Genomic DNA, 22,864 nt, shown 5'->3' on the forward strand with positions numbered 1-22,864 from the left:
GTTCGGTCCCGCGATATGCTTCACTGCAGTTCACACCCCCCTTGAACAAGTTTTTCTGTTGACGCAACCGTAACCGTGTGGCAGATTAGGGGGGCTGTTTCAGAGACACGTATGCAACAACCCGCTGCTTTTTCCTGTCGCTGCTGAATTCTTTCCTCGCGCATTCTGCTGAGGTTGTAAGTCCTTCTCAGTTCATCGGTCACTTCTGTGGTGCCTCGCTGCGTTCGCATTCCCCCCTCCGGCGAACGTAAACCCTCACACCTTCCCACGCAGGAGATGGAACTCTCATGTTGCGAAAAGCTAATTTCTCAAATTGGGCCTGGGCTTGCAGTGTATCTATTGCATGCACTTTGCTTGCCGGCCCCGCACTTCACGCACAAACGCAGATTGAACGCGCGCCCATCGCCGATTTTTCTTCCGATCATGGTCCGATTCACCCTCTTCAGGAAATCACTCTTACGGTGCATCTGAAGGTGCGCAATCAGGCAGCCTTCGACAAGGCTGTCGAAGATCTTTACAGCCCTGGCTCACCCACCTATCACCAGTGGATGACAGACAGCGACCTGGCCCGGTTTGCGCCGTCACCGGCCGAGATTGAGACCGTGAAGAAAGAGCTTGTGTCGAACGGCCTTTCGATTCTCTCTGTCGGCTCCGACAATCTCTCCATTCGTGTCCGCGGTGCGGCTTCGAGTGTTGAGAGGGCATTCCAGACGCAGATTCATGAATTTGAACGCGAGGGCAAGACTTTCCACGCCAACGTAACGCCGGCGAGACTGGCTGGCCCGGCTGGCTCGTTGGTGCGTAGCGTCACCGGACTCAGCGATATGAAACTTAAGCCACTGATCAAATATCAGCTTGATCCTAGAACGGGTAAGCCGCACACCGCGCCGGCCAAGCTGCCAGTTGCCACACTTAAGCAGGTCAGCGGCGGATGGTCTGGAATTGCGACCAACGACTGCTTCTCGAGCCCTTCATCAGTCACGCTCACTACAGCCGGAGCCACCCTGCCTGTCGGGATCTATTTTGGGAATAACTATGACACAGCCTTCAACGACACCCCATCGATTTCCTGCTCCTGGACTCCATCGCAACTCCAGACTCATTACGGCCTGGATAAGGCATATAAGGCGGGTCTTGACGGAACCAAACAGACGATCGTGATCCTCGATGGCCCAACAGATGGGACAGAATTGACGACCGATCTTGCTCTATTCTCCAAGCTCTCCGGTCTTCCGGCAATCAATTCTTCGAACTTCCAGATTCTCTATCCAGACGGCAAGCCAAGCGCTCTGGCGCTGCAAGTTGAAAATGTGCAGGACGAATCGTCACTCGATGTTCAGTGGGTTCATGCAATGGCTCCCAAGGCCAAGATCGTCATCGAAATACTGCCTACGACAGACTGGACGGAATTTGAGTTCGCGATCGACTTCACCAGGCAAAACAAAATCGGCAATGTGATGTCGGTTAGCTACGGTTTGCCGGAAGCTCTTTTTGGGGCCTTTACTGTTCAAGGATTTGAGCAAGTGTTGAAGAAGGCTGCGGCTGCCGGTATCGCCGCCGCCTTCTCCAGCGGAGACGGTGGTGACGAAGGAATCGGCTCGCCTAGCGGTGGCGGCGCACTCTATCCCTCGACATCAGCCTTCGTCACGGCTGTTGGCGGAACGAGCATCGGCATCCCCAATGGAACAACAACCGGAGCGGAAGTCGGCTGGGGCAACAATGTCACTTTCCTCTCTTTTGCAACCAATGCAGTCTTAGACCCGCCACAGGGGCTGGGAAATTACGCTGGAGCAGGAGGAGGCGTGAGCGGCTTCATTGCCAAACCATCCTGGCAAAAGTCCTTCCCTGGGACGACACGACAAGCTCCGGATATTGCAGCCCTGGCTGATCCATTCACCGGGGTGGTCTTTGTTCTGGGAGGCACTCCCATGGCCGGCATCGGCGGAACCAGTTTGGCGGCGCCTATCTTTTCCAGCATCTGGGCAATTGCGGATCAAAAGGCTGGAAAGCCTCTTGGGCAGGCCGCTCCTATGCTCGCAGGTCTTGCCCCATCGGTTATCAATGACGTCGTCCCCGTGAGCAGTGTCACAAACGTCTCTGGCGTCATCGTTGATTCGAATGGTTCAACCTTTTATTCATCCAACGATCTGCTTCCTCCGCTCTTCACCACAACGAAATATGTCAGCGCGTTCTGGAATCTGGGCGGTGAGTATGTCGACCTCAGCTTCGGCACGGATACATCGCTGACGGTGACGAAAGGCTGGGATAACGTAACCGGCTGGGGAGTTCCCGACGGACTCTCCTTCATCACGGCTGCAGCCAAAGCAAAGTAGTTGCCGCTGCGGCACAGAGAAACAGGGTGGTGGGCTGATCTTCGGCCCACCACGCTTGCAACTTTCAATTACCGAGGGCGAAGAGAGCTGATACATCTTCGCTACAAGAATCAGACTCGAGATAAGAAAATTTTCCTGCCGGTGGTGAGAGCGCTCGAAGGCGGTTCATGGTGAAACGCGACTACATATGGGATCACTATGGCCACAACAGACGAAAAATCTGGCAGGAATACGAGAAGAGTTCTTTTGCAATGCACGCCAATGATAACGAATCGATGGCGATGGAATTGAGGAACCATGATGTCGAAAGAGCGTGTGTTTATTGTGGCATTGCTGTTCGTCGGCCTTGTCTCGGCCCTCCATGGGCAAAACATCATTACGTTTGATGTTCCGAACGCTGTTTATACGGATCCAACAGGGATCAATCCTTCAGGACAGATTACAGGCGACTATTCGGGTGCGGACCTTATGCACCATGGATTTCTGCGAGAAAGAAATGGCGCCATTATCAGGTTCGACGTGGCTGGTTCCACGGAGACTTTTCCAACAGCAATTGATACGCTGGGAAATGTGATTGGGTACTCCGATGGCCCGACCAGTCAACCGGAACCTTTGGTTTTTAACACCATTCGGGGTTTCATACGGCACCCGAATGGAACGATCGTGCTCTTTGATGCATGCTCTTCCGCTCGGCCGCCTTTTCTTGAAAACGGTGAGACATTTCCTCGGGCGACAAATGCATTCGGCGAGATCGTTGGGCAATGCCAGCAAACCATTGATATTGACACCTTCGACTATGGCTTCGTCCGACAGCCAAACGGGACGGCGGCGCCAATAAATACAATCGCTGCTTGCGAAAACCGCGTTCTCGGCTTTACGGATGCCGTGGCTGTAAACCTGAGCGGTCACGTCACTGGGTCATGTTCGAATGGACCGGGGCCGAAACTTGGCTTTGTGCAAAACCCGGATGGCGCCATCACTACATTCAATGTGGATGATGTAGCTGAGGCAACGTCGACCAAACCGACCGCAATCAGCCAGAGTGGGCAGATCACGGGAATTTATACCGATGTTCAGGGGACCGAGCAGGCGTTTCTGCGGCAGCGAAACGGTACGATTAGTCTGTTCAGCGTTGGGAATGCTGTTGCTACAAACCCTCAGGGGATTAGCCCGGCAGGCAGGATCGCGGGTTTCTGGGTAGACGGAAACAACGAGGATCACGGATTTGTCAGAAAAGAAAATGGCCACAGCGTGTCCTTTGATGTTCCTGGCGCTACCGATACCACTCCTGTTGCTCTGAAAAACGGCATGATAACGGGTCATTACTCAACAGCAAACGGCGATGTTCACGGATTCTTTGTACGCATTGAGGATCTGCTAGAGCAACACCATCACGGATGGGATATGACCGATTTGGATCTTCCCTAGGACCTCTTACCAGCGTGCAGGCGCTTCCATCATTGCAGGGCCCAGGCTCGCAGCGACGAGCGCCTCCGCTCTTTACCGCTCTTGCGCAACTCTTTTCCACAGCGTTCGAAGGGGGGAACTCCAAGCCTGCTTTTTCAACCACTCCCCGCAGGCCACGCAGCAGAAGCGGTCCGCCTGTTCCCATGGCTAACGATTAGCCCGCGGCGTATCGATCTCCCTTCGCGGCGGTCCCAATCGCTTGCTGAAGTCCTTTCAAGCTTTTACACTCAAATTTCGGAACTATATCCTTGAAGAGACTCCCAGAGAATCTCTGGCAGTGACAACCGTCTGCGTGGCGAGTCCATACAGACGGGGAGGTTTCATGCAGCGGTTTTTCGCCCTGATTGCTTTATTTGTACTTTCGATTCCCGTCGGCATCTCCATCGCAGGCTGTGGTGGCACAAACCCTAACAACTATTGCATCAAGAATGGCCACGGATACGGTGAGAAGGTCACAGACCTTGACCACATCAACCTGGGACCGGCGTCGACCGGAATCTCCCTTTCTTATGGGCAGACCGGCCAGGTAAATCAGCCTACCGGCTTCAACTGCAATGGCGGCACGGTCAGCGTCGCACACTATGTTTACGGCACAACGAACCTGAACCTCGCCGACATTAATCCGTCGACCGGTGCGATCTGCGCCGGCACATGGAACCGTCACAGCGCCTCAGGGATCCCGGACTTCACCATCTGCACGCCGCCAACGCAGCCGGGAGTCGCTCAGGTCACGGCAAGCGCTTCGGCGGTGACCAGCAATCCGATCAGCATCTATATTCATCCGGCGGTCACGGCGATCACGATCGGCTCCCAGACAGCCTGCGTCTCCCAAAACCAGACGTTAAATTATCCGGGAACAACCACGCCCATGCCGCTGACGGTGAATACGCAGGTCTTTGGTCCCGACGGCGTGACTATCCCTTCCCAATACGTGGGCACCGTCACCTACAACCCTGTAAATAGCAGTATCGTCACCATTAACAACACGACAGACACCACAAGCACGAATCCTGTAAATGGTCTCGCCACCGCCCTCCAGCCTGGGTCGACGGTCATCAACGCCGTGCTCGCAGGCACCACCTCTGCCGCCGGATATTTCTTCACTTGTCCGCCAGCCAGCATTGGACTCACGCTCAACGGCTCAACGGGTATGCCTACTCCCGTGACCGTGACCGCCAGCAGCCCGCAGAATCTCCTGGCGAATATTCCTGACACAACCGGGACCGGCATCAGCGGCCTCTCGCTGGACTACACCTCGACGCAGCCCAAACAGATCTCCGTCAGCAGTTCCGGTACGGTGACCGCTACCTTCCCGACGACCACCACGATTACGGCAATATGCCAACCCGGCACGTGCAATCCCGCGCCGGTAAATATCATCGGCCAGCTGGGAACCGGCCTGCCTGTTACCAGTAATCCTGTCATTGTGAACTCTCCGGGACGCAGCAGCAGCAAGCTGTGGCTGGCCTCGTCGCAATCTTCTTACTTCACGCCGCTCGACCTGACTGCAACCGGAGCACCGACGCCGATCAAGCTGCCGTACATTCCGAACTCGATGGTGCTCGATCAGAACGGCACGAATCTTTACTTCGGCAGCTATCACGAGCTGATGGTCGTCAGTGCAGGAACCAATACGCTCAGCAAGGAAGACACGAACGTTCCCGGAGTCGTGCTCGCGGTTTCGCCGGACAGCGCAACTGCAGTCATCAACGACCAGGTGAATCAGATCATCTATCTCTACAACGGGAGCAAAGGGTCATTCACCAGCGTTGGCGGGCTCGCGACGCGCGCGCAGTATTCTCCGGATGGGAAGAATCTCTACATCATCGGGCCCAACAACTTCTACGTCTACAACGCAGCGACCGGTTGGAGCACGTACACGAACTCGAATGGCGGCACGAATGTCTGCACCACAGCCCAGCTGAATAACAACAACAACACTACAACCTTTGACCCGTTCTGCTCTCCAGACATTACCGTTGCGATCCCCAGCATCGGTCCCTTCATCACCGGATCGAACACCACGGCCAATGGTTTCTGCCCGAATACGACGGTGAGTCCGCCGGTTTATTATCCGCTTGCGGCGACCATCGCGACGGCCTCGGATCACGTCACAGCTACCAATGACGGCAATCACATTCTGGGAGCAACCGCGAACCCGGCTCAGATTGCCGATATCTCGGTCAAAATTCCCATCGGATCATGCCCGTCGAGTAATCAGGGCATCAAGCTGCAGCAGGGTTCGGGCACAAATCCTGGCGACTACAGCATCAATACCTCGGCGCTCAGCAGCATCACTCCAACTGAAATCAATCAGGTCGTCTCATCCCCGACTGCAGCCATTGCCTTCGTCACGTACAGCGCAGCAAGCGCAACCGGCCTGTTGCCGGCCTATACTCCATCGACAACGTACGGCACTGCTGGAACAGTGTCGAATGTGCAGCTCTCAACCGGAGCGCAGGCGCCGCTCTCCGGCGCATTCAGCCCCGATGATTCGACTTTCTTCGTCGGCACCTCGGGTGACAATCTGCTGCACTTCATTGATATTCAATCGCTCACTGATACGCAGACGGTTAATCCTAAGCTGCCAAAATGTGTCCAGCAACCGGCAAACGGAGCGCCTGTTTGTGATCCCAGCACGGCGGTTCCTGTCCAGTTCATCGCGGTACAACCACGCACAACAACTTAATTCGTTCAGCCCTCCACAGAAGATGCCCGCAGCCAAAAGCGGCGGGCATTTCTATCTCTGGCGCGACTTTGCGCATGCCTTTCCGGGCATTCTCGCCGTTTTTACATTCTGTTCATGCTGCATTCATAGCCCCTTTAGAGTGAACCTTTAGTGTCTTTGTAGTTACGCCCGAATACACAAATCTGCTGTGCGTAGGCCTGAATCACTCCCTGCACGACAATTTACTGATTTGAGGAGGCTACTATGAAACACCCTCGTTCATGGGCATGGTATCGTTACACCATAGCCCTCGCTGTCATCGCATTTCTCGGCTCATCCGTTAACGCTCAAGTTAATACTGCCAGCCTTTCCGGTTTAATTACTGACCCGAGCGGCGCAGCCGTTCCAAACGTAACCGTCAATGCTACAAGTCCAGCCACCGGCTATGCGCGCGTCGTCACCACCGACAACGCCGGCTATTACACTTTCCAGAACCTGCCGATCGGGCAGTACACGGTACGAGTGGAAGCTCCCGGATTTACGACAGACCAGGAAAATGTAACTCTCAATGTTGCAGAAAAGGGCCGCCGCGATTTCTCGCTTCAGGTTGGCTCAGAGCAACAGACCGTCCAAGTGGAAGCGCAGGGCATAGGCCTTTCCCCCGATGACGCCTCGATCGGCACAGTCGTTGACTCGAGGACAATCGAACAGACTCCGCTTTACCTGCGCAACTGGGATGACTTGCTTCGCACAGTTCCCGGCGTGCAGATTAGCCGCTTCACGCAGCAGAGCGGTTCCACCTCAGCCGGACGCACCGGCGACTTCAACGTCAACGGCATCCACTCGCTTCAGAACAACTTCATTCTCGACGGCATCGACAACAACACCTTCTCGGAAAACGTGCAGGAACTCAGCACTGAGTCTGCGCACCCGTCGGTTGACGTCATCGCCGAATTCAACATCATCACGAATCCCTACTCGGCTGAGTATGGACGCGCACCGGGAGCCGCAGTCTCCGTCAACACCCGGAGCGGCACCAATCAGTTCCACGGCCTCGCCTATGAGTACGTGCGCAATCAGTACTTTGACGCTACGGACTTCATCACCAAGCAGCACAACCAGCCCAAGGCGGAAAACAATCAGAACCAGTTCGGCGGCAGCTTCGGCGGCCCGATCCTCAAGAACCGGCTCTTTGGTTTCTTTAACTACGAGGGCACGCGCATCAAGCAGGGCGTGAACCGCACCTCCACCGTGCCGCTCGATAACGAGCGTATCGGCGACTTCAGCCCAGAAACCAGCGCGAAGGTCGGCATCAAGTATCCGACGATCTACGATCCGCAGACTGGCCAGCCTTTCGCCGACAACAAAATCCCGGCAGGCCGCATCGACCCGGTTGTCGCCAGTCTCATCGCGCTCTTCCCCGAACCAAATGTAGCTTCGAACGGCTCGTTTGCAGAAACAAACAACTACTTCCGCACCGGCGGCGTGCAGGATAACAACGACAGCTATAACGGCCGCGTCGACTGGACAGCTTCGCAGAACGACACCGTCTTCGCGCGCTATAACTATTCGAATCGCTTCCGCTTCATCCCCGGCTACTTTGGCGGGTTGGCCGACGGCAGCAGCACCTCAGCGTGGGGCCGCCAATACCTGAAGAACCACAGCCTCGTTATCGGCTGGACGCATGTTTTCAGCGCAAGCATGGTCAACGACTTCCGCTTCGGCTGGGTACGCAATTACTCTTTCGCAGAGCAGGACCCGTTTGCTCTGACGGAATATGCCGGAAACTTTGTTCCCGGTATTCCCATCAACCCGGCGGTCGGCGGCGGTGTTCCGCTCACCACGTTCAGCGGTTCAATCGGAGCTTTCGTTGGATCACCTGACTTCCTGCCCAAGCAGCAGGTGCCACAGCAATTCCAGTACAACGACACGCTTTCGATCACGCACGGCAGGCAGACTTATAAAATCGGCGCCTCGCTCTATGCGCCAATGCGCAACCTCTTCCAGGACGAGCCCGGCATGCGCGGCGATATGACCTTTACCGGCATCTTCACCTGCGAACGCAATGCATCCAGCCAGTGCATTTCAAACACCGGCTTTCCTTATGCCGACGGCCTGCTCGGCCAAGTGCAGAGCAACCAGCTCACCAACGTCCACTTCGTCGATCAGCGCATCTGGATGCTCTCCGGCTTCTTTGAAGATGACTGGAAGGTCACGCCGAAGCTCACCCTCAATCTCGGCTTGCGCTATGACTTTGCCACACCCGCGCTCAACGCCAAGAACCAGATGGCGAATTTCGATCCCGACTCGGGCTCGCTGGTCTTCGCTCGCTCCGGCAGCCTGAAGTCGCGCTCGCTGGTCGACACCAACTACAAGAACTTCGGCCCGCGCCTCGGCTTTGCCTACTCGCCCGACCAGAAAACAGTCGTGCGTGGTGGATACGGCATCTACTACACCGTCTTCGAGCGCTACGGCAGCGAAGACCAGCTCTCGCTCAATCCACCATTCCTCATCAACAAGACACAGTCGGCTGCTTCAACCTCAACGACTCCGGCCATGATCGCGCAGCAGGGCTTCCCGTCGAACTATCTCGACCCCTCGACCATCAATCTCAACAACCTCACCTCCTTCCATATCCGCGCTCTGAACTCGAACGACCCCACGCCTTATGTCCAACAGTGGAGCTTCGGCATTCAGCGCGCTATTGCAAACACCTGGACAGCTGAGGTGGACTATGTTGGCACCAAGTCAACGCATCTTGACATCATCCGCGACTACAACCAGCCGATTATCTCTGGCAACACTGTTCAGACGACGACAAACAGCAGCGGTAAAACGGTGCCGGTCATTCCCTACTCCAACTTCGGCCAGATCGAATACACAGACCCGATCGGCTTCGGCAACTACAACGGCTTGCAGGCAAGCCTCAAGCGCCGCTTCCAGGCAGGCTTGAGCCTGCAGGCTGCCTATACCTACTCACACAGCCTCGATAACGCGCCGGAGGAACTCGAAAGCAACTCTGGCGATGCGCCGAATGGACGCAACGCGGCCGCGTGGTATGGCAACAGTGACTTCGATATCCGCAATCGCGTCTCTGTCAGCTATGTCTATGAGCTGCCCTTCGGTCATGGCAAGTCGATGCTGAACAGCGGTCCGCTCTCGTGGATCTTCGGAGACTTCCGTACTTCGGGCGTCTACACCTTCTACTCTGGGCACCCGTTCACGGTGAACTCCGGTGGCACGCTCGCCAGCGCACTCGATCCTTATGGCTATGCTGTAGCTACGCCGTTCGTCGTCGGCAAGCCGCGCGTCATCGGCGATCCAGCATGCTACTTCTACATCTCGACGAACAAAGCGTGCTCCCAATTCGCGCCCAACACCACCGATGCCTATGTGGCTGCGCCCGCCGGTCAATTCGGCAACAGTGGACGCAACACGCTCATCGGACCACGCACCAATGTGTTCGACGCAGCTCTGATGCGGGACTTCCCCATTGAACGCGTCAATCTTCAGGCTCGTTGGGAAGTCTTCAACGTAACCAATACGCCGGAGTTTGGCCAGCCCGGCAACAACATCACCAGCAGTTCTGCGGGCAGTATCACCACGCTATCCGGCGATCCTCGCGTCATGCAGTTTGCATTGCGCATATCCTTCTAACTGAGAATTGACAAGCGGGGCCTGCAGAAATGCAGGCCCTACTTCTTTCCGCGTAAGTTTGAACAGGCGCTTTACAAATTGAACTGCCATCCCGCGTCGGGTGCCGGAATGCTCTGAACACAATGATCAAGAAAATTCTGCCTGGACTCTTGTCGCTCCTTTGCCTGACTTTCTTTTCTTTGGAAGCCCTCTCCGCACAAGTCAAACCCGACATCACTCTCAAAGGCGTCATCACAGGGAGCGAGAACAACAGCTACGTCGAAGCGCCCTTCACAGTGCCGGACGGGATTGTATCGATCACGGTTACATTTCATTACACGGGGAAAGAACAGCACACCGCACTCGATCTCGGGCTATTTGATCCTGAGCGTTTTCGCGGCTGGAGCGGCGGCAACAAGGACCACTTCACCGTAAGCACGACCAGCGCCACGCCATCCTATCTTCCCGGCCCGCTTCCAGCCGGACAATGGAAGCTGATTATCGGTGTCCCCAATATCCGTGAGACGGTCACGTCCAATTACGAAGCGAACATTTTCTTCACGCGAGAGAAGAGCACGCCGACATCGTTCGCGGACGCGCCTCTGCGCGATGGCCCAGCCTGGTATCGCGGCGATCTCCACATTCACACGGCACACAGTGATGGAAGCTGCCAAAGTCAGAGTGGCAAGAAAGTGCCATGCCCCGTCTTCCTTACCGCTGAGACGGCGTCAGCGCGCGGTCTCGACTTCATTGCCGTCACCGATCACAACACCGATTCGCACTACGATGCTCTGCGCGAACTCCAGCCCTATTTCGACAAGCTGCTCTTCATTCCCGGCCGCGAAATCACAACCTTCTGGGGACACGCCAACCTCTTCGGCCCGACAGACTTTGTCGACTTCCGCGTCGGCACAACTGTTCCTTCCGCGCAGATGCTCTTTGAAGAAGCAGCGCGCATGCATGCCATTCTTTCGATCAACCATCCGAATGCGCCTACAGGCCAAGTCTGCATGGGCTGCGGCTGGACACCGAAAGAAGCCGTCGATCCACATCTGATCCAGTCCATCGAAGCGGTGAACGGCGGTGCTGAGGAGGGCCAGTATTCCGGCATCAGTTTCTGGGAGAAATATCTGAATCAGGGCTACCGCATTACCGCCATCGGCGGCAGCGACAACCACAACGCGCCAGCGCCAGCCGGGTCGAGGAGCGCTATCGGCAGCCCAACGACTGTGATCTACGCAGACAATCTATCTGTGCCAGCGATCCTTGACGGCATCCGCAAAGGACACGTCTTCATCGACCTCAGCGCAACGCGCGACCGTCGCTTTGAGATCGCCGCTGAAGATGGCAATCAAAAAGGCATCATGGGAGATGCGCTGCCTGCCCCAGCCGGCTCAACGGTGCAGATATCCGCGCATGTCGTCGCCTGTTCTGGGAACAAGCTGCGTTTCCTGCTCGATGGCCAGCCTGTTGCTTCACTCGACTCTAACATCTCACAGGCGGACCAGGGCATCTCACTTACCCTGCCGTCAGACGGCAAAAAGCACTGGCTGCGTCCCGATGTCGTCTCACCCGAGGGTAAGCTGATCCTCCTCGGCAACCCCATCTATCTCAACTACACGGAAGACAAAAAATGAAAAAAGCCTCTGTCATCCTGACCCTGAACGCAGTGAAGGGGAAGGATCTGCTTTTTGCGATTGCTGCCGCCACACTCTTCGCTGTCACGCCAGTACTCATGGCACAGAGCGCAGCGCACCCCGGCGCACGCACGGTCATGGACGCGCACAACTGTTATCCCTACTACGAATGGTGGTACGACCGCATCGACCGCGCACTCTCTGCTGGAACACCTCTCGCCATCGAACAGGATCTCGCTTGGTACACCGATAAGAAGACCGGCAAATCATGGTCGATCGTCACTCATGGATTGCCCGGCGAAGGCAACGAGCCAACCATGAAGCAGTATTTTTTTGAACGCGTCCGCCCCATCGTCGAGCAGGCGCTGCGCGACGGAAATCATGGCGACTGGCCGATCATCACGCTCAACCTCGATTTCAAGACAGAGGAGCCCGCGCACCTGCGCGCTGTCTTCGCGCTGCTGAACGAATATAAGGACTGGCTCATCACCGCGCAGCGCACTGCTGACGGCACCACTCCGCAGCCACTCGATATCCGCCCGATCCTCGTGTTGACCGGCGAATCGGACGCACAAGAGAAAGTGTTCTACAACGAGGTTCCCGTCGGCGCGAAGCTGCTTGTTTTCGGAGCCGCGCACACCAATACAAAGAACAAGATGGCCGCCCCTGAGATTCTCGAACCCGCGCGTGCAACCAATTACCGCCGCTGGTGGAACAACCCGTGGGGAGTCGTTGAGGAGAGCGGCCAAAACAAGGCCGGCGACTGGACGAAGGAAGACAATCTCCGCCTGCGGGCGCTCGTTGAACACGCCCACCAGAATGGATTGTGGATTCGCTTCTACACGCTCGACGGCGTCGACAACAAACAAGACTTGAGCTGCCACGGCTGGTTCTCGGGCTATCAGTTCGGATCGTATGCCGCCGCTGAAGCGCGTTGGCGCGCTGCACTCGAAGCAGGCGTGGACTACATCGCCAGCGACCAGTACGAGGCGCTGGGCAAGTTCATCAAAGAGAACACGCAACACTAAAGTGTAGTCACGGCAGGGATCGAATCCTGATGCCTGCGCAGAAGCTCCGCGGATTCAGGCGACAATGAGCGCAGCCATGCCTCTGCTTGAATCCGCGCGCCTCCGCCTCTTCGAGAAATTTGCTGAGGCCGCTGCGCGCCGCAGGCAATCGGAACCCGCACACCTCACCACGGGCCGACGCGGTGAACTCGCCGCCTTTTTCTATCTCCGCCGCCAGGGATACATCGTCGTAGCGCGCGGCTGGCGCTCAGGCCGTCTGCGCGGGGACATCGACCTGATCGCATGGGAAAATGAAACGCTCTGCTTTATTGAAGTCAAAACCCGCACCACGCGTGACGTGGCCACCGCCGAGGCAGCGGTTGACGAAGACAAGCGCCGCACGCTTCGGCGGCTCGCGCGCAGCTATATGCGTAGGCTTCCACGTCAGGAATCGCCTGCGCGCTTCGACATTCTGTCGATCTATTTTGAAGAAGAGAAATCTGCGGAGTTCGAACTTTTTCGCAATGCCTTCGGTTGGTCCTAATCATCACCTTGCTACGGCAGCGTATGCACGATCGTGTTGAAGAGATAAGGGTCCTGAAACTCAGTCCGGTCGCCGGCTTTTTTCCCCGGAACAGGCTGCAATCGCGCTGAAAGCGGCTTGTTCCACTTCGTCGCGAGCGAGGCCACATCGCCGAAGATGCGCTCCATCTGCTCCACGCTGACATCGCCTGGAAGCGGCACAGTATCTAACCCCGTTCCACAAACAGCAGAGTACGCAAGCAACGAGTCGACGTTATAGGCAGACTCGGCCCAGCGTTGCGCCAGCAGCTTGTCTTCCATCACTGGCACCATCAGGCCGGAGTAACCAACCTGTGTGACGGGAACGGCCTTTACAGCGGCCGTGATGATGCGCGCTGCAGTGAGCGTCCCGCTCGAACCGAACTTCGCTCCCGTGAACGCTTCGATCGCGGCACCAATGGACACATCCCCGAGAGGCGCGGGAGTTGGATCAACCCCTAAGAAGTCCCAGCCAGTTTCCGCCGCCACTTTCTTTCCAATGGCGTCTGCTACCGACGCGTGCTTCGACAGCGCAGCCGTCAGGTCGGCAAGAGCGGTGTCATAATTCCCCTTGTCTTTCGTGAAAACGTCGATGACGACATTCGCGCCTTCGAAGCCAATGGCAAACTGTTTGCCATTGCCAAGGTGATACGAGCCCGGGAAGAACGGCGAAAATTGGTTCAGCATCGCTGTGGCTGTGAAATTAAATGTCCCCTGGCCGTGCGGACTGTGCTCGCTGACATACTTCACCAATTGAGCGGTGCGATGAATCGTCTTCCAGTGAATGCCCGTCCCATCCGCAATGATTGTGCTCGCTTCTATGTTCGGCAGAGTTGACAGCGCTCGCTCGAGCAGATGCATCGTGGCTGGATCATCGGAGTCGTGCCACATCGCCGGCCCCACGTTCGGGAGAAAATTTTCTTTCACCGAAAGATCGTCCAGCTGCTTGAGAAACGCCAGAGCCTGATCTTCGGGGAGCCCGGAGACAAGTTCAGCCAAGGGTTGAGTCGTGATGCGCAGCGTTTCCACTTCGTAGCCAGCGGATTCGAACTGCGATTTCGTCTTGCGCAGGACGACCAGAGCGTCGGCAATCTGTTTCTGATAATTGTCGCGATCCAGCAACACAAAACCGGTAATCGCCCTGACTTTCGGATTGGAGGGGTTAGGACCGGTTTGGGCTGCGAGGTACGCCGACACAAGAAAGAGGGCGAGAAAAACGATCCGTTTCATTCAGCTCTCCGAAGGGGAAGAGCAGTATAGCGCATTCAATATCCGGCATCCGGATCATCTTTCTCTGAAGCCGGTTCAGGCTCATTTGCTGAGGAACTGTCCGATCTTGTCGTTCAGAAACTTCTCATCCGCGGGATTGCTGCCCGCGCCTGCCGTGTGTCCCCACAGCGATGGAATGGGGACCAGCGAAACTTGAGGAATGAATTCGGCCTCATAACGCGCGTCTTCGAGTGGGAAATACAGATCCGTCTCCGACGGCATGTAGAGCAGCGGAACTTTGATCGAACGCAGCGCCCGTTCCACATCTCCGTTGAAGCCGGGCGTTGACCCGACATCGTGGCGTTCCCAGGTGCGCATCTGCAGAATCAGATCATTCGCGTCCGCGCCCGGTATGAAATCTGTGCGGAAGTGCGCGAGCACCTGCTCGAAGGTCGTGCCCGGCGGTTCAGTGGACTTCCACAATTCACGGCGCCACCACTCCTGGGAAAACAGCCACGCGGTCCAGACTGTGGCAAACGCTTCCAGTCCCTTCTTCGGCGGTGAGGTATAGTCGCCATCTTTGAAAGCTGCATCTGCCGTGAGCGCAGCAATCTGGCCTTCCAGCCGCACAACGCCATGCGGATACGTCTTCGCCGTGCCCGAGGTCGCAACAATCTTATCGGCAAAGGTCGGATAGCTGACCGCCCATTGAAATGCCTGCTGTGCTCCCATGGAGAAGCCGATCACAGCGCGCAGATGCGTGATCTTCAGCTCTTCGGTGAGCAGTCGGTGAACGGCCTGCACATTATCCCGAATCGTCATGACAGGAAAGCGCGGTCCGTGAAATGGCTCGGGTGTATTGCTCGGCGATGAAGATCTTCCATTGCCGAACAGTTCGCTTGTGATCATGAAATATTTCGAGGTATCGAGAGCATGGCCGGTGCCCATCAACCATTCATATCCATGCAGATTTGCCATGTAATGCGAGGGCAGAAGAATCGCATTGTCATGCGCCGCATTCAGATGTCCGTAGGTGCCATAGATAATGCGGGCTTCGGGCAACACCGTCCCGCTCTCGGTGTGAAAATTGTGAATAACAAACTCATGCTGTTCGGGCTGAGGAACTCCTGCCTTCGACGCCTCCTGCGCCTCTGCGATGCATCCGCACAGCGCACAGCAAAGCAAAAGCAAAGACCACTTTCTCTTTATCGCGGACATCTTCCGTTACGCCTTTTCTATGTCTGGAAAAATCACTGGCCGCTCAGAAATGTATCAACAATCTGCACATATTTGTCGGGCTCTTCGTATGAGGAAAGATGCCCGCTCTTTTCAAAGATCTCTAGCTTTGCGCCGGGAATAGCCTTGTACATTCTCCACGCCGTTAACGGAGCGACGTTCATGTCGAAGCGGCCCGTAATGATCAGCGTAGGCTGAGTGAACTTCGGCAGTTGAGCCGTCAGGTCAATATTTTCGGTCGCTTTCCCAACTGCCTCGCCCACTTTCGGCACATAACCGATATCGCCAATGCCATCCAGATATTTGTGCATCAGATCCTGGCTATAAAAGATCATCCGGAAGTGGTTGATCAACTCCTGCTGCGCGGCCTCATCGGTGTTGCCGAGTTTCTTTCCGATCGCCGCATCCTGCTCCTCAACATCGGGGAAGACCTGGGGCAGCAGGTGCACAATCTCCTTCCACGCGGGCGGAGCCGAGTCGCTGAGAATCAGTTTGCGCACGTGCTCAGGGTGCGCGGAGACATACGCCATCGAAAGCAAACCTCCATAGGAGTCGCCGACGAGGTCAACCTTCTCAAAGCCGAGGTGCGCGCGCACTGCTTCCAGATCAGCAACCTGCGCATCCATTCCCTGCGATGCATTCGCGCTCACCCGCTGCGACTTGCCTGTTCCTCTCTGATCGTAAAAGACAATCTGTCGCTTTTGAGAAAGCCGCGACCAGACATCATTCTGCAGCATGTATTTGTGTGACAAGCCAGGACCGCCATTTACCGCAATCACCGGCGTGTTTGCACTAGCGGCGCCGTAGACCTCGTACGCCAGATCCACATCGGGCGTCTTTACCATTCCGTTAGTCGGCGCAGTTTGCTGCGTCCATGCGGCTGGTGAAAACACCAGCAGAAGAATTAACAATCGATGCATATTCACCTGCAGCTTATTCTTGAAAGGAAAGTTCGTTGGCTAAATGACTCGACCGGCAGACCGCAGCCGCTCATCCTCTAAGCATCATCGCGGCTCATGCGTTGCTGGTCTATAAGAAAAGTTAGCCGTCACGCAACTTGCGCGAGCGGCTGGCGATAGAATGCAGCGATTGCTACCTTATCTGAGGACGCGAAACTATCTGGGGACGCGAAACATGAAACTCTATCGCACGAAGAACGCCATCTTCCTTTTCTCCGACGGCAATTTCTATCGCCTCAAAGAAAATTCGCTGGATGCTTTGCTGGCACAGGATAAGCTCTACGATCACTGCGTGGCTGCGATCAGCAACGCACAGCCTTCCAGCGAGTTTTCTGAGGCCGAGATTCTGCCGCCGATTGAGAACCAGGAGGTGTGGGCTTCCGGCGTGACCTATTTTCGCAGTCGCACCGCCCGGATGGAGGAATCGAAAGACGCCGGCGGTGGTGATTTCTACGACCGCGTCTATGCGGCAGAGCGACCGGAGCTGTTCTTCAAGGCGACGGGGCGCCGCGTCGTCGGCCATGGAGACAAGGTCCGCATCCGCAGCGATGCAAAGTGGTCTGTTCCCGAGCCGGAGTTGACTCTGGTATTGAGCAGCAGCGGCAGGATCATCGGATACACCATCGGAAACGACATGAGCTCGCGCGACATCGAAGGGGAAAATCCGCTCTACCTTCCGCAGGCAAAGGTCTACGACGGCAGCTGCGCCCTCGGCCCGTGCATTCTGCTCAGGCCCGATCCACTAACCCGGGATACCCGGATCGAACTTAAGATCCTTCGCAACGGAGCGACAGCCTTTGCGGGCAAGACTGCGCTGACCGAACTCAAGCGCGAGCCACAGCTTCTAGCCGACTATCTCTTTCGCGACAACAGCTTTCCCTGCGGCAGTTTCCTGATGACAGGAACCGGCATTGTTCCCCCGGATGCATTCACGCTACAAAGCGGCGACCAGATCGACATCTCGATCGAGCACATCGGTACACTGTCTAACACCGTAGCTTGAGCGAACTGAGCATTAAGGCCGACCTTTGGCATAAGGCAAAGACCCGGCTGATGTGGGAACGACGACGGCGGACTATTCGGTTATAAGTGTGCAACGATAGCGCACTTCGTCGACCACCACGCCCCAAACCGTGTCCGTGCGCTGCATGCCATCCGGCTTCCATTGATCGGCGGCATAGAAACGCTCAGCGCGAGAGTTGCCCTTAAGCGCCCACAGAACCGCCTGCTGGAAACCGAGATCGAGGAGACGATTCCGCGCCGCTGACATCAACTGCGCGCCCACGCCCCGCCCCCACCACTCAGGATCGACGTAGAGAGCGTATAGCTCCCCGCTACCGGGCACATCCTGATCGCGCGCTAGGGCGACGGTTGCAAATCCGTAGATCTGGGTATTTTCCACGGCAACCACCGTGGTTGGCGAATTTGGATCAAGGCTTCCGAAGGTGTACCGGGCTGCCCGCTCTTCCGGACGCAGTTGATCGAGGTACCCCTGGGGCATAAGCCCTTTGTAGGCCACCTGCCAGGAGCGAACATGCACCCGCGCTACCGCCATCGCATCCGCAGGTTCGGCCAGCCGGATCAACATGCCTTAGTTTCCCACGTAGGGTATGGCGCATATATCCGCTGCCTGTCCGATCGTCCACACTTCCCACAGCCATCCACAACATTTGCACCGTTTCTGCACCTTGAGTCGGGTCCGTTGAGGGCATAGCCTCGATCAATGGGAAAAAGTCTTCCACAGGGGCGATCTCCACGGTCGGCGGGCTCTTTTCCGGTTCTCCACAGGCGAACTCCCAAAACGGAACACATTGAGTACCTATTTGCATCTAAAATACTAGATGTTGTGGTTCTCGCTTGACACACACTATTAACAGAGCTACCTTCGCCTCTGCAGCACTTTATAAAACCGGCATAAAGGTACGCAGGATGACCCTGGCAACGCGCAAAGAACGGCAACGATGTTCCTGCAGCCAGCCAGTTCCGCGCAGTTCTTTTCCAGACTCGCTTTAGACCTTTTCCGGGGGCGCTAAACGCGCTCACCTCTGGCTTTTTTTACGCCAGAAAACAGCAAGACCGCCCTTCCCCCGGGGCCATCAAAAATTCGTATCCGTAACGGAGGAGTACCCCATGGCCGAGGCCACCAAGAAGATCACCAGCTCACCAGCCTCCCAAGCCGCGCCCGCCCCTACACACGAACATAGGAGCGCAGCCAGCCAAACCGCAGCCCTCAAATTCGACCGCTTCTTCTCGAAGCCCGGAGTCTCGCCCTACGACGAAGTCCAATGGGAGAGCCGCACGGCGTCCATTACCGACGCCAGCGGCAAGAGCATCTTCGAACAGAAAGACGTCGAGACGCCCATCGACTGGTCGATGACCGCGACCAACATCGTCGCCAGCAAGTACCTGCACGGCCAGCTCGGCACTCCCGACCGCGAGACCGGGGTCCGTCAGCTCATCGGCCGCGTGGCTGAGACCATCCGCGACTGGGGCCTGGCCAACGGCTACTTTGCCACGCCCGAAGACGCCGCCATCTTCCACGATGAGCTGGCGCATCTGCTAGTAACGCAGAAGGCCGCCTTCAACTCGCCCGTATGGTTCAACGTGGGCTGCGACCGCCTTGAGCCCAATTCCGACGCCCAGAACTGGCACTGGAACCAGCACACCTGCGCCATAGAATTTTCCGTGACCGGCTACCGCAAGCCGCAGTGCTCGGCCTGCTTCATCAACGCCGTCGATGACTCGCTCGACTCCATCCTCACCCTCGCCAAGACCGAAGGCATGCTCTTCAAATGGGGATCAGGCACCGGCACCAACCTCTCTCCGATCCGCGGTTCAATGGAACTGCTTTCAGGCGGCGGCACCGCCTCCGGCCCGCTCAGCTTCATGCGCGGCTTCGACGCCTTCGCTGGAGTCATCAAGTCCGGCGGCAAGACCCGCCGCGCCGCGAAGATGGTCATCCTCAACGTCGACCACCCGGACATCCTCGACTTCGTCGAATGCAAGATGAAGGAAGAAGCCAAGGCCTGGGCTCTGATGCGCGAAGGCTACGACGGCTCCTCAGGTCCGGATTCTGAGGCCTACAGCAGCATCTTCTTCCAGAACGCCAACAACTCCGTCCGCGTGACCGACGAGTTCATGCGCGCCTACGAGAAGGACGGCGAGTTCACCACCTACACCGTGAAAGAACACGCACCCGTCGAGACCCGCAAGGCGCGCGAAATCATGTACAAGATCGCCGAAGCCACCTGGCAGTGCGGCGACCCCGGCATGCAGTACGACACCACCATCAACCGCTGGCACACCTCGAAGAACACGGCCCGCATCAACGCCTCGAACCCGTGCTCCGAGTACATGTTCCTCGACAACTCCGCCTGCAACCTGTCGAGCTTCAACCTGCTCAAATTCGTAACACCCGCAGGCACATTTGATATCGCCGCCTACCGCCACGCCATCGACGTCATGATCACCGCCATGGAGATCCTCGTCGACAACTCCGGCTACCCGACCGAATCCATCGCGCGCAACTCGCACGACTACCGGCCGCTCGGCCTCGGTTACGCCAACCTCGGCGCGCTGCTCATGGCCTTCGGCCTGCCCTACGACTCCGATGCGGGTCGCGACTTCGCCGCCACCCTCACCGCCATCATGTGCGGCGAGGCCTATCTGCAGTCGTCGCGCATCGCTGAGCGCTGCCCCGCGCTGGCCTCGGCCACGCCGCTCACGGCTACCGCTGAACATGAAGGCGGAGCCTGCCCCGGCTACTACATCAACCGCGAGCCATTCCTCGACGTTATCCGCATGCACCGCGCCGAGGTCAACAAAATCGGCAAGTCCAAAAACAATGTTGTCATCCCGACCGGAGCGCAAAGCGCGGAGCGGAGGGACCTGCAGTCCGAACCCTTCGTAGTGCCACAGCTCAATGATTTGATCGCCGCCAGCAAAGACTGCTGGGACAAGGCCCTCGCCCACGGCGAGAAGCACGGCTACCGCAACTCGCAGGTCACCGTCCTCGCGCCCACCGGCACCATCGGTTTCATGATGGACTGCGACACAACCGGCATCGAACCCGACCTCGCCCTCGTCAAATACAAGAAGCTCGTCGGCGGCGGCATGATCAAGATCGTCAACAACACCGTGCCCGCCGCGCTCTTCAAGCTCGGCTACAACAACGCGCAGGTCGACGCCATCGTCAGCTACATCGACGCCACCGGCACCATCGAAGGCGCGCCCGGCATCAAACCCGAGCATCTGGCTGTGTTTGATTGTTCCTTCAAGCCGGCCAAGGGCACGCGCTCCATTCACTACATGGGCCACGTCAAAATGATGGCCGCCGCGCAGCCCTTCCTCTCCGGAGCCATCTCGAAGACCGTCAACCTGCCGCACGACTGCACCATCGAAGACGTCGCCGAAGCCTACGCCGAGTCCTGGCGTCAGGGCCTCAAGGCTGTCGCCATCTACCGCGACGGGTCGAAGGGCGCGCAGCCCCTCAACGTCTCCGACGGCAAGGGAGCCAAAGCCATCAAGGGCGCCAAGGAGAATGCCGACGACGCCGTAACCGCAGCCGCCGATCGCGTCCTCGCCGCGCTCGCCAGCGGCAAAACCGCGCCCGAGGCAGACGTCAAGACGCTCGAAGCCAAGCTCTCCGAGAAGATTGAGATCACGGCCAAGTCCGTCGTCGACGCCACGCAGGCCTTCACCGCCGCACTGGCCACACTATCCGGGGTGCCCCATCCTTTGCAAAGCAAAGGGTGGGATACGCAGGATCTCAATGCGCCACCGAGAGCGATTCGTCACCGCCTGCCCGAAGAGCGCGCCTCGCTGACCCACAAGTTCGGCATCGCCGGACACGAGGGCTACATCACCGTCGGCCTCTACCCCAACGGGCAGCCCGGCGAAATCTTCATCAAGATGGCCAAGGAAGGCTCGACCGTCTCCGGCCTCATGGACAGCTTCGCCACCGCCACCTCGCTCGCCCTGCAGCACGGAGTGCCGCTCAAAGTCCTGTGCGAAAAGTTCGCCCACTCGCGCTTCGAGCCCTCCGGCTGGACCGGCAACGAGCACATCGGCTTCGCCAAGTCCATCATGGATTACATCTTCCGCTGGCTCCAGCTACGCTTCCTCTCCGGCCAGCAACTCTCGCTCTTCGCTGGACTGGCCGCCCCAGCCGGCGACGCCTCTAATCAGGTCGTCATTCCGACCCCGAGCGAAGAGAGGGGGAGGAATCCATACGATGCATCGAGCGCCACAGCACCCGGCAGCTTTCAGCCACAGCAACCAAGAGGCATGGGATACACCGACGCCCCGCAAGGCGGAATCCTCTCCGACCTCGCAGCCAGCTCTTCCTCCGATGTCATCCTGAGCGGAGCGAAGGATCTGCATTTACAAGATAGGGGCATCTACCACGCCGCCGACGCCATGAAGGACCTCTACGACATGGGCGACGCCCCTAGCTGCCACACCTGTGGAGCCATCATGGTCCGCAACGGAAGCTGCTACCGCTGCATGTCCTGCGGCAGCACCAGCGGCTGCAGCTAAGAACAAAACAATGCCTCCGGCGGCGCGCGTGTGGGTTAACGCATAAGGCTAAAGTTTGACCTCATAAGCCTGAAGTTGAGACCCCATAATGCTGAAGTCACCTACCTCATAAGTTTGAAGTCCTCAAAAGGGCCCGCTTAGGCGGGCCCTTTTCATAGCCTGCGTGCGTATTTCAAGGTCAAGAGAAGCTCATTCAATTTCCCGCGAAGGGCACAGTCTTCCGGTCGTCTATTCCCCTTTAGTCTCCTTAGTCCATTCGGTTACGGAAGATTCCACATCGGACACGCCGATAGATCCCAGATCATTGCTCACCAGCCTTCGCGACACTCCACGTTGCCGTTCCTGTGTCCTCGCTGTAGCGGAACCATACCTGAAGACCGTCGCCATGCCGCAGAAATGTCTGGTGCCGCGACAGTGTATTGTTCCCGAATATGTCAACAGAAAACCGGTCAAAGCAGGCGACGTGCGCGAGATGCAGCCTCACGTTCAGACTCCAACTAAGCAACTGCGTCGGACCGTTGCTTTTGTTGTTCGGTGTTGGCCAAATGTCGTCTCGATCTGAATGTAAAATTGCCCCAGTTACCATGACGAATGATGAAAAACTTTTCGGTGA

General features: G+C 57.2%; 14 protein-coding genes. 9 read left to right on the forward strand and 5 right to left on the reverse strand.

Annotated features, from left to right (window positions below):
* Positions 1–287 precede the first annotated feature (287 nt).
* The 7 genes from H7849_RS17920 (at position 288) to H7849_RS17950 (ending at position 13,292) form a co-directional block, all read left to right on the forward strand.
* Positions 288–2,333, forward strand: coding sequence for a S53 family peptidase (locus tag H7849_RS17920; RefSeq protein ID WP_186741242.1), 2,046 nt, complete (start codon positions 288–290; stop codon positions 2,331–2,333).
* 297 nt (positions 2,334–2,630) lie between these two features.
* Positions 2,631–3,761: a hypothetical protein gene (locus H7849_RS17925; RefSeq protein WP_186741243.1), complete on the forward strand. Its 1,131-nt coding sequence runs from the start codon at positions 2,631–2,633 to the stop codon at positions 3,759–3,761.
* A gap of 361 nt (positions 3,762–4,122) precedes the next feature.
* Positions 4,123–6,489, forward strand: coding sequence for a YncE family protein (locus H7849_RS17930; protein WP_186741245.1), 2,367 nt, complete (start codon positions 4,123–4,125; stop codon positions 6,487–6,489).
* 243 nt (positions 6,490–6,732) lie between these two features.
* Complete coding sequence (locus H7849_RS17935; protein ID WP_186741247.1) at positions 6,733–10,125, forward strand: TonB-dependent receptor; 3,393 nt, start codon at positions 6,733–6,735, stop codon at positions 10,123–10,125.
* 122 nt (positions 10,126–10,247) lie between these two features.
* Positions 10,248–11,741 (forward strand): CehA/McbA family metallohydrolase, encoded by a 1,494-nt coding sequence (locus tag H7849_RS17940; protein WP_186741249.1) that lies wholly within the window; start codon positions 10,248–10,250, stop codon positions 11,739–11,741.
* Positions 11,738–12,769, forward strand: a complete 1,032-nt coding sequence (locus H7849_RS17945; RefSeq protein ID WP_251106338.1) for a PI-PLC domain-containing protein — start codon at positions 11,738–11,740, stop codon at positions 12,767–12,769. The genes H7849_RS17940 and H7849_RS17945 overlap by 4 nt, the downstream gene beginning before the upstream one ends.
* Positions 12,770–12,833: 64 nt before the next feature.
* A complete protein-coding gene (locus tag H7849_RS17950) occupies positions 12,834–13,292 on the forward strand; it encodes a YraN family protein (RefSeq protein ID WP_251106339.1) in 459 nt (152 codons plus the stop codon).
* Between the two features lie 11 nt (positions 13,293–13,303).
* Here H7849_RS17950 and H7849_RS17955 read toward each other — a convergent pair whose 3' ends face one another.
* The 3 genes from H7849_RS17955 to H7849_RS17965 form a co-directional block, all read right to left on the reverse strand.
* The gene (locus H7849_RS17955) at positions 13,304–14,539 is read right to left on the reverse strand and encodes a DUF711 family protein (protein ID WP_186741251.1); all 1,236 of its coding nucleotides are present in this window, start codon (positions 14,537–14,539) and stop codon (positions 13,304–13,306) included.
* Positions 14,540–14,620: 81 nt separating this feature from the next.
* On the reverse strand, positions 14,621–15,736 hold the full coding sequence (locus tag H7849_RS17960; RefSeq protein WP_186741253.1) for an alpha/beta fold hydrolase: 1,116 nt from the start codon (positions 15,734–15,736) through the stop codon (positions 14,621–14,623).
* A 32-nt stretch (positions 15,737–15,768) separates the two neighbouring features.
* On the reverse strand, positions 15,769–16,674 hold the full coding sequence (locus H7849_RS17965) for an alpha/beta fold hydrolase (protein ID WP_186741255.1): 906 nt from the start codon (positions 16,672–16,674) through the stop codon (positions 15,769–15,771).
* 214 nt (positions 16,675–16,888) lie between these two features.
* On the opposite strand from H7849_RS17965, the gene H7849_RS17970 reads away from it, so the two are divergent.
* Positions 16,889–17,716, forward strand: coding sequence for a fumarylacetoacetate hydrolase family protein (locus H7849_RS17970; RefSeq protein ID WP_186741257.1), 828 nt, complete (start codon positions 16,889–16,891; stop codon positions 17,714–17,716).
* A gap of 72 nt (positions 17,717–17,788) precedes the next feature.
* On the opposite strand, the gene H7849_RS17975 is transcribed toward H7849_RS17970, so the two are convergent.
* The gene (locus H7849_RS17975) at positions 17,789–18,301 is read right to left on the reverse strand and encodes a GNAT family N-acetyltransferase (RefSeq protein ID WP_186741259.1); all 513 of its coding nucleotides are present in this window, start codon (positions 18,299–18,301) and stop codon (positions 17,789–17,791) included.
* A gap of 542 nt (positions 18,302–18,843) precedes the next feature.
* Between H7849_RS17975 and H7849_RS17980 the strand changes: the two genes are divergently transcribed.
* Complete coding sequence (locus tag H7849_RS17980) at positions 18,844–22,251, forward strand: vitamin B12-dependent ribonucleotide reductase (protein ID WP_186741261.1); 3,408 nt, start codon at positions 18,844–18,846, stop codon at positions 22,249–22,251.
* A gap of 301 nt (positions 22,252–22,552) precedes the next feature.
* On the opposite strand, the gene H7849_RS17985 is transcribed toward H7849_RS17980, so the two are convergent.
* Entirely contained in the window at positions 22,553–22,735 is a 183-nt protein-coding gene (locus H7849_RS17985) for a hypothetical protein (protein ID WP_186741263.1), read from the reverse strand.
* Positions 22,736–22,864 lie beyond the last annotated feature (129 nt).

The organism is Alloacidobacterium dinghuense, from assembly GCF_014274465.1.
Lineage (GTDB): Bacteria > Acidobacteriota > Terriglobia > Terriglobales > Acidobacteriaceae > Alloacidobacterium > Alloacidobacterium dinghuense.